Annotated in this window: 15 protein-coding genes; 9 read left to right on the top strand and 6 right to left on the bottom strand. The window is 70.7% G+C overall.

The features are described 5' to 3' along the window. Positions 1 to 13 precede the first annotated feature (13 nt). Entirely contained in the window at positions 14 to 1,702 is a 1,689-nt protein-coding gene (locus tag JOD67_RS40510) for a histidine kinase (protein WP_205120857.1), read from the bottom strand. Between the two features lie 164 nt (positions 1,703 to 1,866). Between JOD67_RS40510 and JOD67_RS28890 the strand changes: the two genes are divergently transcribed. The 3 genes from JOD67_RS28890 to JOD67_RS28880 all read left to right on the top strand — a co-directional run bounded on the left by JOD67_RS28890 (position 1,867) and on the right by JOD67_RS28880 (position 5,738). Further along, positions 1,867 to 3,402 carry an alpha/beta hydrolase gene (locus tag JOD67_RS28890; RefSeq protein ID WP_205120856.1) on the top strand — a complete coding sequence of 512 codons (1,536 nt, stop codon included), beginning with the start codon at positions 1,867 to 1,869 and terminating at the stop codon, positions 3,400 to 3,402. Positions 3,403 to 3,473: 71 nt separating this feature from the next. Continuing rightward, positions 3,474 to 5,393: a DNA primase gene (gene dnaG / locus JOD67_RS28885; RefSeq protein ID WP_205120855.1), complete on the top strand. Its 1,920-nt coding sequence runs from the start codon at positions 3,474 to 3,476 to the stop codon at positions 5,391 to 5,393. A 21-nt stretch (positions 5,394 to 5,414) separates the two neighbouring features. After that, the gene (locus JOD67_RS28880; protein WP_205120854.1) at positions 5,415 to 5,738 is read left to right on the top strand and encodes a VOC family protein; all 324 of its coding nucleotides are present in this window, start codon (positions 5,415 to 5,417) and stop codon (positions 5,736 to 5,738) included. Positions 5,739 to 5,943: 205 nt separating this feature from the next. On the opposite strand, the gene JOD67_RS28875 is transcribed toward JOD67_RS28880, so the two are convergent. Genes JOD67_RS28875 through JOD67_RS28865 form a run of 3 tightly spaced genes read right to left on the bottom strand, consistent with a single transcriptional unit; the run spans position 5,944 to position 9,315 of the window. After that, the gene (locus JOD67_RS28875; RefSeq protein ID WP_205120853.1) at positions 5,944 to 7,755 is read right to left on the bottom strand and encodes an AAA family ATPase; all 1,812 of its coding nucleotides are present in this window, start codon (positions 7,753 to 7,755) and stop codon (positions 5,944 to 5,946) included. Then, positions 7,752 to 8,609, bottom strand: coding sequence for a hypothetical protein (locus JOD67_RS28870; protein ID WP_205120852.1), 858 nt, complete (start codon positions 8,607 to 8,609; stop codon positions 7,752 to 7,754). Before JOD67_RS28870 ends, JOD67_RS28875 begins: the two co-directional genes overlap by 4 nt. A gap of 4 nt (positions 8,610 to 8,613) precedes the next feature. After that, positions 8,614 to 9,315 (bottom strand): RNA polymerase sigma factor, encoded by a 702-nt coding sequence (locus tag JOD67_RS28865; protein ID WP_205120851.1) that lies wholly within the window; start codon positions 9,313 to 9,315, stop codon positions 8,614 to 8,616. A gap of 241 nt (positions 9,316 to 9,556) precedes the next feature. Between JOD67_RS28865 and JOD67_RS28860 the strand changes: the two genes are divergently transcribed. From JOD67_RS28860 to xylB, 4 genes are read left to right on the top strand one after another with little or no spacing between them, the layout of a single operon-like run. Next, positions 9,557 to 9,808 (top strand): hypothetical protein, encoded by a 252-nt coding sequence (locus JOD67_RS28860; protein ID WP_205120850.1) that lies wholly within the window; start codon positions 9,557 to 9,559, stop codon positions 9,806 to 9,808. After that, positions 9,805 to 10,128, top strand: a complete 324-nt coding sequence (locus JOD67_RS28855; protein ID WP_205120849.1) for a hypothetical protein — start codon at positions 9,805 to 9,807, stop codon at positions 10,126 to 10,128. The genes JOD67_RS28860 and JOD67_RS28855 overlap by 4 nt, the downstream gene beginning before the upstream one ends. Further along, positions 10,125 to 11,642: a HesA/MoeB/ThiF family protein gene (locus tag JOD67_RS28850; RefSeq protein WP_205120848.1), complete on the top strand. Its 1,518-nt coding sequence runs from the start codon at positions 10,125 to 10,127 to the stop codon at positions 11,640 to 11,642. The genes JOD67_RS28855 and JOD67_RS28850 overlap by 4 nt, the downstream gene beginning before the upstream one ends. Before the next feature lie 10 nt (positions 11,643 to 11,652). Next, entirely contained in the window at positions 11,653 to 13,038 is a 1,386-nt protein-coding gene (xylB, locus tag JOD67_RS28845) for a xylulokinase (protein WP_205120847.1), read from the top strand. Positions 13,039 to 13,042: 4 nt separating this feature from the next. Here the strand turns inward: xylB and JOD67_RS28840 are convergent, their stop codons facing one another. Beyond that, a complete protein-coding gene (locus JOD67_RS28840) occupies positions 13,043 to 13,423 on the bottom strand; it encodes a VOC family protein (RefSeq protein WP_205120846.1) in 381 nt (126 codons plus the stop codon). Positions 13,424 to 13,477: 54 nt separating this feature from the next. Further along, entirely contained in the window at positions 13,478 to 14,632 is a 1,155-nt protein-coding gene (locus JOD67_RS28835) for an alginate lyase family protein (RefSeq protein WP_205120845.1), read from the bottom strand. 321 nt (positions 14,633 to 14,953) lie between these two features. On the opposite strand from JOD67_RS28835, the gene JOD67_RS28830 reads away from it, so the two are divergent. Beyond that, the gene (locus tag JOD67_RS28830) at positions 14,954 to 15,442 is read left to right on the top strand and encodes a DUF1203 domain-containing protein (protein ID WP_205120844.1); all 489 of its coding nucleotides are present in this window, start codon (positions 14,954 to 14,956) and stop codon (positions 15,440 to 15,442) included. Positions 15,443 to 15,644: 202 nt separating this feature from the next. Then, complete coding sequence (xylA, locus tag JOD67_RS28825) at positions 15,645 to 16,823, top strand: xylose isomerase (RefSeq protein ID WP_205120843.1); 1,179 nt, start codon at positions 15,645 to 15,647, stop codon at positions 16,821 to 16,823. Positions 16,824 to 16,825: the final 2 nt, after the last annotated feature.

The raw sequence follows: 16,825 nt of genomic DNA, 5'->3' as shown, positions 1-16,825 counted from the left end.
TCTCTCCTCACTCTCATTGAGAAGCCTTGGTCTGACGGAGGATCACGTGCGAGGCGAGCTTCCCGTCGGCGTAGCAGACCCGGTAGAGCTGGCCTCCCACGTACCGCGAGAAGTCCCACCACGGACCGTTGCGCGGGCTGTAGTAGCGGCAGTCCTGCCCCTTGGGCTCCGCCTCGATCGGCCCGAAGTCGGCCGGTGGGTCCGGGTTTCCCGGCGGCAGGACGTCCTGCGCCGACTCCTGCGACTGGCCGTCCCGCAACGACTGGAACGGGTCGGGATGCACGGTCGCCATCTGCAGGCCGGTGTAGAACAGGTAGACGACAGCGAACACCGCGAGGCCGAGGATCGGCGCGACCAGCTTGAACCAGAAGCTGCGCCGCAGCCTGGCGACGGCCGACGGATAGTCGGCGAACCTGGCGATCTCCTCCGACGAGGGCTCGAGTCGGGGCAGGTTGCCCAACCGCGGCGGCTCGTCGGCGGCGATCGCGCTGCCGACCCGGAGCGGCAACCTGGCCTTGACACTGAACCCGCCGCCCTCGCGTGGCCCCACGGTCAGCCGTCCGCCGGCGAGCCGGACCCGCTCGGCGAGTCCGATCAGGCCGCGCCCGCCACCGTTCTCCTGTGCACGTGAGCCAATCGCCGCGCCGGCGGCGTTGTCGACCTCGACGACCACGTCGTCGGCGTTGTAGTTCAGCCGTACGGTGACGTCGGCGCCCGCCGCGTGCTTGGTCGCGTTCGTCAACGACTCCTGGACGACGCGATAGATCGCGCGGTCCGTCATGGCCGACAGGTTGCGGTCGCCGGTCCCGTCGTCGGACTCGTCGTACGTCACCGCGACGCCGGACGCCGCTGCCCGGTCGACGAGCGCGGAGACCCCTTCGGCGGCGGGCTCGGTCGGTGCGGGGTCGGTGGTGTCGCGGAGGACGCCGACGATCTCGTGCAGCCGGTTGACGGCGTCGGCGGTGGTCGTACGGAGCAGCCTCGCCGTCTCGTGCTGCCGGTCGGGCAGCTCGGGGTCGAGCTCCAATGCGCCTGCCTGCAAGGCGATCAGGCTGAGCTCGTGGCCGAGGGAGTCGTGCATGTCCTGGGCGATGCGGGAACGTTCGCGCAGCTTGGTCTGCTCGACGACCATCTGGTGCTCGCGTTCGAGCCGCCTCGCCTGCTCCCAGCCCGCCTCGTTCAGCGCGACGCGTTGGCGGGCGTACCGCCCGATCAACGTCGGCACCACGGTGAAGATCACGGTGAAGACCATGATCATCCCGAGGTTGTACTCGGGACCGAGCTGCCGGATCACCAACCACCATTCGAGAACGGTGGGCAGCATGCCGATCAGGACGGTCGCGAGGACGACCTTCCAGGTCTTCAGCACCCGGTATCCGAGGTGGTACGCGGCGAACAGGCTGAGGACGTACCCCACGCCGAACCAGGTTCCGATCAACGACGGCAGGGCGAGAGCGAGGATCGGGGCGCGGCGGCGGAGGACGACGACGCCGATCGCGAGGATCGCGCCGATGGTCATCGCCGCCGGCAGCGGAACGTGGGAGGACCGCTCGGTGCTGGTGCTGACGTACGCCTCGGTCATCGAGCAGATCACGAGAACGGCGGCGAGCGGCAGGTCGCCGAGGACTTCCGCGCGCGTGAAGGCCGGCCAGCGCGGCCAAAGCCGTCGCCTGCCGGCGAGCTCGGTTCGCTCGGACGTCACCCGGAGACAGTACGACGGACCGTTGCCGGCCTGCCCCTGCCGATAGGTAGGAACCGACAGGTACCAAAGGAGGAGCCCGCGTTCGTCCGCGCGGTCGAGCCGCCCGGCCGGGACCCGAACCTAGGGTGACGAAGGTCAGGTCAGGGCTACGGGAGGACAGGGACATGCGCGGACGTGTGGGTGCGGTGGCTGCCGCCGTGGGAGCGTTGGTGGTCGGGTTGTTGCCGGCCCTGCCAGCGGCCGCGGCCGACTCGATCACCTGGAAGCCGTGTCCCGAGCCGGGCGGCTCGATCGGCCAGGAGTGCGCGAAGATCCCCGTGCCGCTGGACTACCGCAAGCCGGACGGGAAGACGATCGAGGTCGCGGTGTCGCGGCTCCGTTCGACGAACCCGGCGAAGCGGCGCGGCGTGCTGCTGGTCAACCCGGGTGGTCCCGGCGGGCCGGGGCAGACGATGCCGCTGGACCTGGTGAGCCTCGGGCTGCCGGTCAGCGTGATGGACACCTACGACCTGATCGGCTTCGACCCGCGGGGTACGGGGGAGAGCACGCCGGTCACCTGCGACATCCCGCCGGCGGAGGTCCAGTCGAACGTGCCGCCGTACGCGCGGAACCCTGCCGACGTAGCCGCCCACGCCGAGGCGCTGAAGCCGCTGCCCGCGCAGTGCGCGGCATCCTCGACGGGTGCGCTGCTGCCGTTCGTCAACACGTCGAACACGGCGCGCGACATGGACCGGATCCGGGTCGCGCTCGGCGAGTCGAAGATCTCCTACTTCGGGGTGTCGTACGGGTCCTACCTGGGCGCCGCGTACGCGTCGATGTTCCCGTCGCGCGTCGACCGGGTCGTGCTGGACTCGGTGACCGGGCCGGCTGGGCTGGACTACCAGGGGTCGCGGTGGTTCGCGACCGGCTTCGACATCCGGTTCCCCGATTTCGCGAAGTGGGCCGCGGCACGGGACGCGACGTACGAGCTCGGCGCGACGCCTGGGCAGGTGCGCCGGACGTACTTCTCGCTCGCCGCGCGGCTGGACCAGACGCCGATCCAGGGTGTGGACGGGGCGCTGTTCCGTGCGGCGACGTTCAGTTGGCTCTACAACGACGCGAGCTTCCCGACGATGGCGCAGGCGTGGCAGCAGCTGCTCCGTGCGCCTTCGGCCGCGGCCGCCGCATCGGTCGCCGCTGCCATCGACCCGCTGGAGAACTACGTCTCGAGCCAGTTGCTGGTCGTCTGCAACGACAGCGACTGGCCGGAGTCGGTGTCGACGTACCAGCGGGTGGTGGAGCGCGAGCGCCTGGCGCGTCCGGCCTTCGGTCCGGCCGCGGCGAACATCTGGGCCTGCGCGTTCTGGCCGGTGGAACGGTACGAGCCGCCGGTCCGCGTGAACGGCAAGGCTGCTGACCGGATGCTGCTGGTGGAGAACCTCCGCGACCCCGCGACGCCGTTGGTGGGAACGCTGGAGATGAAACGAGCCTTCGGTCGGCAGGCTCGGCTGGTGACGGTGGACCAGGGCGGGCACGGTGTCTACCTGTTCGGCGAGAACGCGTGCGCGAACAACACCGTGACGACGTACCTGGTGACCGGCAAGCGCCCGCGGGCTGGGTTGCACTGCCCGAAAGACGGCGGGTTGTTCGGTGCGTCGAGCCAGGACCAGGCCGAGCGGCGGGAGGCTCTGCGTCAGCTGCAGCGCGGCTTCGTCCACTGAAGGCACCCTTCGTCCACAGGTCCGAGCGCTGCCGGTGAGTCGGGTGGGGCGCGGTCGTAGACTCCACACTCATGGCAGGTCGGATCCGGGACGAGGACATCGCGCTCGTCCGCGAGCGCTCCCGGATCGACGAGGTCGTCTCGCAGTACGTCACGCTCAAGCAGGCCGGCGTCGGGTCGATGAAGGGGCTGTGCCCGTTCCACGACGAGAAGTCGCCGTCGTTCAACGTGCGTCCGCACGTCGGGTTCTGGCACTGCTTCGGCTGCGGGGAGGGCGGCGACGTCATCTCGTTCCTGCAGAAGATCGAGGGCATCGGGTTCGCCGAAGCGGTCGAACGGCTCGCGCTGAAGGCCGGCGTCCAGCTGCGGTACGAGGACGGCGGCGCGCGGCCGGAGCGGCGCGATCACAACACGCGGGCGCGGCTGGTCGAGGCGCACCGGATCGCCGCCGAGTTCTACCAGGAGCAGCTGCTCGCCGCGGGCGACGCCGCCAAGGGCCGCGACTTCCTGTCCAGCCGCGGCTTCGACAAGGCGGCGGCCGAGCAGTTCAGTGTTGGCTTCGCGCCGCGCGGCAACTCCGCGTTGCTCGACCACCTGCGCGGCAAGGGGTTCAACGACGAGGAGCTGCAGGCGTCCGGCCTCGTCGCGACCAGCGCGCGCGGCCCGTACGACCGGTTCCGCGGCCGGCTGCTCTGGCCGATCCGCGAGCTGTCCGGCGACGTCGTGGGCTTCGGCGCGCGGAGGCTGTTCGACGACGACCGGGTCGAGGCGAAGTACCTCAACACGCCCGAGACCGCGATCTACCACAAGAGCCAGCTGCTGTACGGCGTCGACCTGGCCCGCCGCGAGATCGCCAAGCGCGCACAGGCGGTGGTCGTCGAGGGCTACACCGACGTGATGGCCTGCCACCTCGCCGGCGTGCCCACGGCGGTCGCGACCTGCGGCACCGCGTTCGGCGAGGACCACGCCCGGGTGATGCGCCGGCTGATGCTCGACCACGACGAGTTCCGCGGCGAGGTCATCTTCACCTTCGACGGCGACGAGGCCGGGCAACGGGCGGCGCTGCGGGCGTTCGAGGGCGACCAGCAGTTCGTCGCCCAGACGTACGTCGCGATCGAGCCGGACGGCCTCGACCCGTGCGACCTGCGCCTGGCGAAGGGCGACGCCGCGGTCCGTGACCTGGTCGCGCGACGAGTGCCGCTCTACCGGTTCGTGCTGACGAACGTCCTGCGCCGCTACGACCTCGACCGGGCCGACGGCCGCGTCGACGCGCTGCGCGCCGCCGCGCCGCTGGTCGCCTCGATCCGCGACAAGGCGAAGGTCGCCGCGTTCAGCCGCGAGCTCACCGGCATGCTCGGCATGGACATGGAGGAGGTCCGCGCCGAGGTCGGCCGGGCCGCCGACCCGCGACGTCAGGGGCAGCAGGGCCGCGGCAACCGCGCGGGCCAGCGCCCCGTGGCGCCGGCAACGGCCGGCGCCCCGGTCGCGGTGGCGACGATCCCGATGCCGCACCCGAACGACCCGCGCATCTCCTCCGAGCGCGAGCTGCTCAAGTGCGCGATCCAGATGCCGACCGCCGTCGGACCGGAGTTCGACGTGCTCGAGGACACCGACTTCACCCACCCGGCGTACGTCGCGATCCGGCAGGCGATCGGCGCGGCCGGGGGAGCAGGCACCGCGGTCGGCAGCGACGTGTGGGTGTCGAACGTGCAGGACAAGGCCACCGACGACGCCGTCCGTTCGCTCGTCTCCGCGCTCGCGGTCGAGCCGGTGCGCTCGACGGGCGAGCCCGGCCCGAAGTACGCCGGCGCGCTCGTCGCCCGCGTGCAGGAGCTGTCTATCGGGCGGAAGGTCAACGACCTGAAGTCCCGGCTGCAGCGGACCAACCCGGTCGAGCAGACCGAGACGTACAACCGGATGTTCGGCGAGCTGGTCGGGCTGGAGAAGCTGCGCCAAGACCTTCGGGCTCGCGCGGCCGGGGGCTTGGCGTAGTCGACCTGCGATGATGCGGCGATGCTGAAAATCGGAGCGATCATCGTCAACGTCGCCGATCGACACCGCGGTGCCGAGTTCTGGGCCAAGGCGCTCGGTTATGAGCATGACGAGCACAACCAGGACTTCCTCTTCGACCCGTCCGGCAAGGGCACGCGGGTGCATGTGGACGAGACCGACCGCAGTCACCTCGACCTGTGGGCCGAGCCCGGCCAGGCGCAGGCCGAGGTCGAACGGCTGCTCGCGCTCGGCGCGACCAAGCCCGACTGGGTCTACCCGGAGGGCGCCGACTTCGTCGTACTCGCCGACACCGAGGGCAACCTGTTCTGCATCATCGGGGACTAAGCCTCGGGACTTCATCGTTTGTGGGCGACTTTGGCTCGTGAAGAAGGCGCTCCGTTGGGTGAGGCGTCGTGGTCGCCTTACGCGGCCAGTGGCCGCTCTACCTGGCGTCTACCCCACGTAATGGGGCCGCTGATCATGTTTACATGATCATTGGCCCCGCGCAGGGCAGGGCCGGGCGAACCCACCGCCGGACGAAGGATCGAGGCTAAGACGGCAGGTCGGACCCAGGCGGCCATGCCGCGTCGGCCGAGCGCACCCGCAGCAGGGAGGCCTGTCCGCGGCGGGCGAGTCGCCTCGCCAGATCCTCCTCGTAGGTGGTGACGAGGACCTGTCTCACCTGCGCGCCGGCGGCCGACATCAGCGACGCGGCGAGTCGGCGGTTGCGGGGGTCGAGATGTTCCAACGGCTCGTCGAGCCAGAGGAACGACGACCGCGTCGACGACCCGAGCACGAGCAGTCGGACGGCGAGGAGCGCGACGACCTTCTCGCCGCTGGAGAGGTACTCGAACGGGATGTCGTCGACCCCGCGCCGCAGGGTCAACCGGCCGTCGGCGCGGAGCTGGAGTGCGCCGCGGTCGCCGAACACGCGCTTCCAGCGGGCGCGGACCTCGGCGGCCAGCGGGTCGATGCGCTCCGTCAGCAGCTGGTCCGCGGTCTGTCGGGCAACGAGGGCGGCGGTACGCGTCACCGCCGCCCGACGGTGTGCCAGCAGGGACTCCTCCCGCTCCGTCGCGGCCGCCTGCTCGGTGGCGATCTGCGTCTCCAGCGCTGCCCGCGCGGCCCGGGCGGTTGCCACGTGCTCGGAGACGTCGTCGTGACGCGCGCGCACCGCCTCGACGGCGGCGCGTGCGGCGTCCACGTCGGTACTCTCCGCGGCTGGCGAGTCGACGGGTGACGGGACCGCGAGCGCCTTCCGCAGGGCCCGACGTACGGCGACGAGGTGTTGGCTCGCCTGCGCGAGCTCCGCCTGCCCGGTGACGCGACCGGACTCCAGTGCTGCCAGGTCCGAGTCGTGACCTTGCCGAGCGTGCTCGACGTCCTCCTCGCTCAGCGGACGTCGGCAGACTGGGCAGGTCCCGGACGCCTCGTCGAGCTCAGCCGCCGCGCTCGTGATCGCCTCGCGGCGTCCGGCGACGACGGCGAGGGTCTGGCGAAGCTCGTCGACCGAGGCCAGGGCGGACCGCTCGGCGTCCTCCAGGGTTCGGACCAGGTTGTCGATCGTCCGCACGCGGCGTACTTTCCGGTCGGTGGGCAGGGCGTCCCGCGCGATGGCGTGAGCATCCTGGAAAGCGGCGTGTGCCGCCGCGGCGCGCTTGCCCGCCTCGACGTCACGGCGCGCCTGTCGCAGCTGGTCCTCGGCGGTGTCGAGCTCGTCGCGCAACGTGGCCCGCTGGTCGTTCAGCGCCGCGAGTCGTTCGTGGGCGTCGTCGAGCTGGTCCGTCAGGTCAGCAAGGTCTGCCGTGGCACGCCGTGAAGCGGTGCGGAAACTCTTCGCCTCGGCTTCGTACTGGTCGTGTAGCTGCCGCATCCGGTCCGCGACGTCGATCAGGTCGTCGACTCCGAGCACCCGGCCCAGGTGGTCACGGAGGGCGAACGCGCTCTGCTTCTGGTCGTAGACGGCGCTGCTTGGTGCGGTCGTGGTCCTCGCGAGGAAGTCGGCCGATGCCCCGAACGCCTCGGCAAGCATGGCGTCGAGCTTCGCGGCGCCCACGGTCTTTCCCGCGAGCTTCGCCGCGACGTCGGTTGCTCCGCCCGCGTCGACGGCCCGCCGGATGTCGAGCACGCGCAGGTCGGGAAGTTCGACCTCGAGCTCGACACTCGTCTCGTCGGCGCCGATGCGGCGAGCGGCGACGGCGTCGACGCCGGAGAGCTGACCGTACAGTCCCCACGCGGCGGCCTCGATCAACGAGGTCTTGCCGACGCCGTTGTCAGCGAGCACGAACGTGAGGCCCGGCGCAAGCTCGAGGGACTGCTCCTCGAACGAACGCCAGCCGCGCAGGCGCAGACCGCGGATCACGCGACCTGCCTGATGAAGTGGTCGACCTCGGCGGCGAGGTCGACGGGCTGTCCCGGTCGCGTGGCGGTCGTGAGGAGCTCCACGAGGCGGCGCTCGTTCCCGACGAGCGAGCGGTAGGCGACGGCCTTGTCGCCCTGGTAGCGCCGCTTGGCTTCCTCGGCCAGTACGCGGGTCGCGACCTCCAGCTCGAGAGTGCCGACGTCGACGAGGTCGGGCGCTGCGTGGTCGAGACCGAACTCGCCCCACTCCGGCGCGCTCTCCTCGATGATCGCCCGACCCGCAACGGCAAGGGGCAGGACCGCCGGCACCAGCGAAACCGGGTGGTGGGCAGCTGTGGAGATGGTGCGGTCGACGGTGTAGCGCGTGACCACTCGGGTCAGCAGTTCGTCGGTCCGTACGGCGACCAGCGCCACCAAGTCGAGGTTGCTGTCCGCGTCGAACAGCGCGCGGAGCGCGTTCTCCGGAAGCCATGGGTCGTCGGTGTCGAGCGGGTGGAACTGCGCGAGCAGGTCGAGGCAACCGAAGGCCAAGAACCCCCTGTCGTCGATGTGCGTCTCGACGCGAGGATCGACGTCGGTGAGCAGATCCTGCATCCGGTGCAGGACGGGCGCTTCGACGGGAAGTGCGACGGGCGGCAGTGCGTCGGCGAACTCGGTGCCGGCGAGCAAGGCCTCGAGCGACGGTGCCGACGCCGACGGGTCGATCCACTGACCTGTCTCCATCAGCCGCATCAGGTCCTCGGCCAACTGCCGGTCGCGCGGGTCGAGCTGGTCGAGCGCGGGGCGCGGACTTCCGTGCTCGAGGTGATCTGAGAACGCCGCGAGGACGTCGTCGACGGCGTCGCTGTTTCCCATCATCTCAGCTCCCTTCGTCGCTGACGTTGAGCGTCGGGAAGGACTTGTCTCGTCGAGCGACCTCGTACAGGTTCTTGAGTATGCGACGGCGCTGTTGTCCGGCGGCCTGGCCCGAGATCCCGAGTTGCTCGCCGAGTTCCTTGTCGGTCTTCGTCCGGTAGAAGCCGGCGTGAAAGATCTGGCTCTCCCGTTCCGTCAACGTCGCCCGCGCCAGGCGCAGCAACACCCGGAGCTGCTCGGCAGCGACGAACGCCGTCTCGGGGTCGGAGCCGAGGGAGGTGTCGACGGCGTCGACGTCCTCGTCGAGCGCCACGAGCGTCACCTCGTCCGGCGCACCCGGCTCGGCACCCCGTTTGCGCCGGCCTCTCGTCGCTTTCGACAGCGCGTCCTTCGCCTTGTTGCGGGCGATCGCGGTGCCGAGCGCCTCCCAGGTGGTCCGCACGTTCGCGGGATCCGTCCGCAGCAGAGCGACCAGAGCGTCCTGCAGGACGTCCGTGACGGACCCGCCCCCGGGGAGCAGCAGCGCGACGTCGTCGGAGACGCGCCTGCGGTGCAGCACGAGCTGGATCTGGACGTGCATGTTGTTCTTGATCTTCTCCAACCGGGCGCGATCCCGCAGCAGCGGGTGGCTGCGGGGAACGGGGGTCGCGGGCTCGGCCATCTCGTACACCTTGTCTGCTCCCACGCCGTCCGTGAAAGACGACATTCAGAACTCGTCAGGCTCTTTTTGGGGAAACCCGCGAGTCGACTGTTGTCATCGCCGGGCCGGTACCGGATGTTCACCGCGCTCCTGGTCTGGCGTGGCGTCCGGAGGGGATCCTCTTTGTCTGCTCCCACGCCGTCCGTGAAAGACGACAGCCAGATTTCGTGGCGCTCTTTCACCGGCACCCGGCCGGCCGACAGCAGGGTGACCGGGAGCAGACGGCCCCGGCAGGAGAGGAGCCACGATGACCGACAAGCCCACCGAACTGCGGCCGAGCGTCCCGTTCACCATCGACGGCCGGGTCTACCAGACCCGCGTCCCGTGGCACCCCGTCGCCGAGCTGCTCCGCCTGGCCGGCGTCGACCCGACGCTGTACGACCTTGGTGAGCTGCGCGGTCAGCCTCCTGCGCCCAGCCGCTTCGCCGGCCACGATCTCGTCCAGGTCCACCCGGGCGCGCGGTTCGTCACCATCCGCCGGAACGCCGACGTCGCGTGACCGGCGACCACGTAGCCGCCTTCGTCGAAGGGCTGCGTCGCCTGCGGGCTCACCCCGAGGTACGCGACGGGCTCGTCGTCTACCGGGTCGACCTCGTGGAGACCGCGGTCGAGGTTGCCGAGCTCACCGGGTGGCCGATGGCCCCGCCGCACTGGATCCATCTGCCGGCCGTCGTCGTGCTGCCCGCCACCAACAGCCAGCGGTCGACCAGGTCGGGTTGGCTGCGGCACTCGCGACAGGTCGACGGCTGGGGCGGTGACGCCGACCCCGTGCGGGCGTGGGTCGCCCACGTACGCGGCGTCCTGGCCACCGCGCGATGACCCAGCGGACCTCGGTCGCGATGACCGCCGACACCCATGACGCCCTCGCTCGGGCTCTGCTCCTCGACGGCCGGGAGGATGTCCGCCTCGCGACCTACCGCCCCTCCACCGGCGCGACCCGGCGAACCGCTCTGGTGCGCCGGCTCGTTCCGCCCGAGCCTGGCGAGCTTGGGTTCCGTGGCAACGCCGCGCTCACCGGCAGGTACGTACGTCGCGCCGCCACGCTCGCGTGGGCCGACAGCTGTGGGCTGATCCTCGCGCACGGCCACCCCGGCGAGCAGGGCTGGCAGGGCGTGAGCGGTGCGGACCGGGAGACCGAGGCCGCCTACGCCGACCTCGCCCAGGAGATCACCGGGCTGCCGCTCGTGGGCTTGACGCTCGCCAGCGACCAGAGCTGGACCGCTCGGCACTGGGACCGCGACGTCGGGGCGACGGTCGCGGAGAACGTCCGGGTCGTCGGCGACCGGCTCGTCGTCAGCTGGAACGACGACCTCGTTCCGCCGCCCAGGACGCGGCGCGGCCAGGCCCGCACCGTTGCCTCGTGGGGCGAGCGGACACACCGCGACCTCACGCGTCGTGCCGTGCTCGTCGTCGGCGCCGGGTCGGTGGGTCTCGACGTCGCGGTGCGGCTGGCGGCGACGGGGGTGACGCGGATCGGGCTGATGGACTTCGACACCGTCGAGGAGCACAACCTCGACCGGCTGGTCGGCGCGACGCGGGTCGACGCCTGGCTGCGCCGGTCGAAGGTCGACGTGGTCGGACGGCTCGTCGATCTCAACGCGACGGCGGCGAGCTTGCGGCTGGAGACTTCGGAGCTCAGCGTCTGTGAGCCAGCGGGCTTGGCGGCGGCGCTCGACTTCGACGTGATCTTCAGCTGCGTCGACCGTCCGTGGGCTCGGGCGGTCCTCAACAGCGTGGCGTACGCGCACCTGATCCCGGTCGTCGACGGCGGCATCGGCGTCGACGCCTTCTCCGACGGCAACGGCATGCGAGGGGCGACCTGGCGCTCGCACGTCGTCCGCCCCGGCCGGCCGTGCTTGGCCTGCAACGGACAGCTGAACCTGGCTGCCGTGACCGCCGACCGTGCCGGCGACCTCGACGACCAGCGCTACATCGCCGGCAACGGCGGCGACCAGGGCGAGAACGTCGCCGCGCTCTCCGTCAGCGCGGCAGCGGGCCTCCTCGCGCAGTACGTCAGCCTCACGGTCGCCCCTGGCGGGCTGGGCGATCCCGGCCCACTGCGCTACGTGCTCAGTACCCACACCCTCGAGCATGTGCCTGCCCACACCCGCCCGGCGTGCCCGGTCGAGGCGACGATCGCCGACGGCGACCTGGCCCTGGCCCTCGCCGGTGCGCACCATGCCGCGGATCACCGCAGGGCCGCGCGCCGTGCCGCCGAGCGCACCTGGGACGTGCGGCTCGGCCGCGCCGCCGACGATCTGCTGCACCGGTTGCACGCGCGTCTGCTCGGCGTCGCCGAGCGACGGCTGAGAGTCGGCGAAGTCGCGGCCTAGGATCGAGGGCATGCCGAAGGTCGCGGGAGTCGACTCCTCCACCCAGTCCACGAAGGTCGTGATCTGCGACGCCGACTCCGGCGACGTGCTCGCTGAAGCGACGGCGCAGCACCCGGACGGCACCGAGTGCCCGCCGGAGGCGTGGTGGGACGCGCTCCAGCAGGCCGGCGACGGGCTGCTCGGCGACGTCGTCGCGATCGGCGTTGGCGGCCAGCAGCACGGCATGGTGACGGTGGACGAGCGCGGCGACGTCGTACGTCCCGCGCTGCTCTGGAACGACACCCGTTCGGCCGACGCCGCCACCCGGCTCGTTCAGGAGCTCGGCGGGCCGAAGGCGTGGGTCGAGGCGACCGGGTCCGTTCCGCTCGCGGCGATGACCGTCACCAAGCTCGCCTGGCTGGCCGAGCACGAGCCGGCGAACGCGGCGCGGGTCGCGACCGTGATGCTTCCGCACGACTACCTGACCTGGCGGTTGACCGGTCAGACCGAGCCCGTGACGGACCGCGGCGACGCGTCCGGCACGTCGTACTGGTCGCCGGCGACCGGGGAGTACCGCACGGACCTGCTCGAGCTCGCGTTCGGCCGCGTACCCCAGCTGCCCCGCGTGCTGGGGCCGGCCGAGCTGGCCGGCTCGACCGCCGCCGGCGTCGCGGTGTCGGCTGGCACCGGCGACAACATGGGCGCGGCGCTCGGCCTGGGCCTCGAGCCGGGCGACGTCGTGGTCTCGTTGGGAACGAGCGGGACGGTCTTCGCCGTGCACGACAAGCCGACCGCGGACGAGTCGGGCTTCGTCGCCGGCTTCGCCGACGCGACCGGCCGCTACCTGCCGCTCGTCTGCACGCTGAACGCGGCACGGGTGATCTCGGCGACGGCGGAGCTGCTCGGTGTCTCGCTGCCGGAGTTCAACCAGCTCGCGCTCGCCGCGTCGCCCGGCGCCGGCGGGCTGGTGCTGCTGCCGTACCTCGACGGCGAACGCACGCCCAATCTGCCGACCGCCGCCGGCTCGCTGCACAACCTGCGCCGCGGCGCGATGACGCGGGAGAACGTGGCGCGCGCCGCCGTCGAGGGCATGCTCAGCGGGCTGGCCGCGGGGCTGGACGCGTTGCGCGCGCAGGACGTCGCCGTCCGCCGGGTGCTGCTGATCGGCGGCGCGGCCCGTTCGCCGGTCGTCCAGGCCGTGGCGCCGACCGTGTTCGGCGTACCGATCTCGGTGCCGCCGCCGGCGCAGTACGTCGCGCTGGGCGCGGCCCGGCAGGCCGCCTGGGCGTACGCCGACGGCGCCGCGCCGCCGCACTGGGACCTCGGCGAGACCACGGTGCGCGACGACATCGACGAGACCGCCGGCGAGCAGATCCGGGCGGCCTACGCCGAGGCCCAGTCGTCGCTCTACGGCTGAGGCTCTACTCGGACAGGAAGAACGTGTTGCCGTCCGGGTCGCGCAGCCAGGCGGCCCTCGTGCCCCACGGCATCGTCTCCGGCGGCTTCTCGAACGCCACGCCGCGCTCGGTCAGCGTGGCGTACGTGGCGTCGAGGTCCTCGACCGTCAGCGAGATGCCGCTGGAGACGATCGCCGACGTCGGCGTCTGCTCGTACATCGCCGCCGTGCCGAGCACCAGCTCCGTCGCCGCACCCTCCGGCGCGACGGTCAACCACCTGCCCGCTCCGTCTTCGCCGAACGGGGAGTCCGCTCGTTTCTCCCAATCCAGCTTGTCGATGTAGAACGCGAGTGCCTTGTCCTGGTCGCTGACGAGCACGGTCGTGGAATGGATGCGCGTGATCATGCCGCTCACGCTAGACGTGGCCGTCGAGCCGCGTCTTCTCCGATCTTGCGGCGCTCAGTTCGGGTTGCTCGCGTGTGTCAGCGTCTGCCAGGCGACGAACAGGTTGTTGGTGCCGGCGGGGCGCTGGCGTTCGGTGAGCGTCTTGGTGTTGGTCATTGCGTTGCCGAGCCGGAAGCTCATCGCGTTGTAGCCAACCTCGGTGACCGGGCCGAGCCCCAGGTGGAGCGAGCCGCCGCAGAGCCAGGACGGCGGCGCGGTGCCGAGCTGGTACTTGGAGTGGAAGCCGAGCGCGTGGCGGAGCCGGTCGCCGATCTCGGGATAGAGGTCCTGGCGTTGGATCCGCGTGGTCTCGGCCGTGTTCGCGATCGCGGCGATGCCGTACCCGGTGTGGGTGAAGTCGCGGCAGGTCTCCTGGCTGAGGCCGTCGACGAACGTGGTCTGGCCGTGCCAGTAGCCGATGATCTCGTCGCGGGTGTCGAGCCCGCTGCCGGGAGCCGTCCGCGGGAGAGCGCCGTCGCTGGTGAGGTAGACGAACGCGGGGACTCTCGTTCTGAACTTGGCGATCGCGCGGTCGTAGTTCGCCTTGTCGTCGAGGTGGACGGAGATGCCGACGGCGGCCTCCATCATCGTGAGCTCCCAGTTGCCGTTGCTGTGGCTGCCGTTGATGATCTTGGGCAGGTAGACGGTGCGCAGCATGGTGGCGAAGCGGCCGGCGTTCGGCCAGTTTCCGTAAGCATGTTTGATGATTTCGGCGGCTCGCGGCCAGGACGAGCCGGCCCAGCCGGTCTGCAGTGGAGCGTTGGAGTTCGTGTGGTCCCGGATCGTGTTGGACCAGGCGTCCATGATCTCGATCGCCTTGGTGGCGTAGCGGTTGTCGCGGGTCACGTACCACGCGAGCGCCAACGTGTACGCGGCGATCGCGTCCTCGCGCTCGTCGGTGCAGCCGAGGTTGGGGTTGGAGTACGACCCGCACTCGACGACGGCGCGCGGCTTGGGTACGCGGCTGAGGCTGGCGTACCGGCTCGCCATCATCTGGTCCCAGGCGGCCTTCCAGGGTTGGGCATTCGCGTTCACCTTGCCCCGGACGAAGTCGAGCTGGGCGGCGCTGACGAGCACGCCGGGATGGGTGAAGACGTCCGGAGCGGCAACCGCAGGCGCGGCAGGGAGCAGGCAGATCGCAAGCAGGACTGCGAAAATGCGCACGAACATCCGAGCACCTCCGAGACGTGGGGAGACGTGGAGACGCGAGTTCCTGGCCAGTCTCGGCACGTCCGAGATGTCGCGTCAAGGGGTTGCCACTTGTTTCATCACGTCCTGATCTAAGCCGCCGGAAAGCGGTCTCCCACAACTCGCCCGCACTTCACCCACCGAAGCGGGGTTGGCAACCGATTGCTGGCGCCGCGAAACCCCATCTCGATGGGTAAAGTCGCGCGAGCTGTGGACAGCGGGTTGGGAGTGAGGTGGGGTGGTGGAAAGCGGTGTCCGATTCCCGCCGGCAGAGCCTCCGGTGCGGCGGCATGCTCAGGAGACATGACGACCTCTCAGCTCCAGGCGGTGGCCATCCCCGCCGACTACCTGAAGCGGATCCGCGCGCAGGGGCACGACGACTACGGCACGCCGTTCGAGATCCGGACGAACGATCCCGGCGACCAGCTCCGGTGCTGCCTGACGCATTCGACGGCGTCGGATCGGTTCATGCTGATCTCGTACGCGCCGGTCGCCGGCCGCGCCACCGGGACGTTGGCGCCGTACGACGAGGTCGGTCCGGTCTTCGTGCACGCCGACGAGTGCCCCGGGTACGCCGGCGGCGGGATCCCGCGGAAGTGGTTCGACGGTAAGACCAAGATCCTGCGCGCCTACAACGGCGTCGGCGGCATCCACGGCGGCGTGATCGTCGGGCCGTCCGACGACGTCGAGACCGAGGCTGCCCGGCTGCTGGCCGATCCGGAAGTTTCGTTCGTGCACGCCCGGAACGCCGAGTACGGCTGCTTCATGATGGAGCTTCGCCGCGCGGACTGAGCCCCGCGCCCGATTCCACTCTCCAGACCTGTCTTATCGAGTCCAATCCAGGCGTGGACCTGTTGGCGGGCCCGGCAGCCTGCTACGAAAGACTGCGACGGAAGATCAACTGTCAGCCGGGAACGTTCCGCGGTTGTTCCGAAACTTTCGGAGCCCGTGCGACCGGTCCCGGACGGCGGCACCTGGAGAGGGCTCAGCGCACATGAACTACCTCGGCGAAGCGCGAGACGACTACACGCCGACCCGCGCGGACAAGTTCTCGTTCGGCCTGTGGACCGTCGGGTGGCAGGGCGTCGACGTGTTCGGCGACGCCGTCCGGGCGCCGCTCGACCCGGCCGCCGCCGTCCACAAGTTGTCCGAGCTCGGCGCGTACGGCGTCACGTTCCACGACAACGACGTCTTCCCGTTCGGCGCGAGCGCCGCCGAAAGGGACCAGGCGATCGGAAGTTTCCGGAAGGCTCTCGACGAGACCGGCGTCATCGTGCCGATGGCCACCACGAACCTGTTCGGCCACCCGATCTTCAAGGACGGCGGGTTCACCGCGAACGACCGGGCCGTCCGCCGGTTCGCGATCCGGAAGGTCGTCGAAAATATCGACCTCGCCGTCGAGCTGGGCGCGAAGACGTACGTCTGCTGGGGCGGCCGCGAGGGCGCGGAGTCGGGCGCCGCGAAGGACATCCGGGCCGCGCTGGACCGGATGAAGGAGGCGTTCGACGTCCTGTCCGCCTACGTCCTCGAGCAGGGCTACGACCTCCGCTTCGCCGTCGAGCCGAAGCCGAACGAGCCGCGCGGCGACATCCTGCTGCCCACGATCGGGCACGCGCTCGCGTTCATCAACGAGCTCGAGCATCCCGAGCTGGTGGGCCTCAACCCCGAGGTCGGCCACGAGGAGATGGCCGGCGTCAACTTCGCCCACGGCATCGCGCAGGCCCTCTGGCACGGCAAGCTCTTCCACGTGGACCTGAACGGGCAGACCGGCCCGCGCTTCGACCAGGACCTGCGCTTCGGCGCCGGCAACCTGCGCGGCGCGTTCTGGACCGTCGACACGCTCGAACGCGGCGGGTACGAGGGGCCGCGACACTTCGACTTCAAGCCTCCGCGCACCGAGGACCTGGACGGCGTCTGGGAGTCGGCGCGCGGCTGCATGCGCAACTACCTGATCTTGCGGGAACGTTCCCAGGCATTCCGGGCGGATCCCGAGGTCCAGGAGGCGCTCGCTGCGTCGAAGCTCGACGAGCTGGCCCGGCCGACCCTGGACGCCGGCGAGACGGTGGCCGACCTGCGCCGCGAGGATGTCGATGTGGACGCCCTCGCGAGCCGAGGCATGGGCTTCGAGCGGCTCGACCAGCTCGCGATGGACCATTTGCTCGGAGTGAGGTAGAC

The organism is Tenggerimyces flavus (genome assembly GCF_016907715.1).
GTDB lineage: Bacteria > Actinomycetota > Actinomycetes > Propionibacteriales > Actinopolymorphaceae > Tenggerimyces > Tenggerimyces flavus.
The sequence above is the reverse complement of the archived record's forward strand: the minus strand, read 5'-3'. Positions and strand labels throughout refer to the sequence as shown.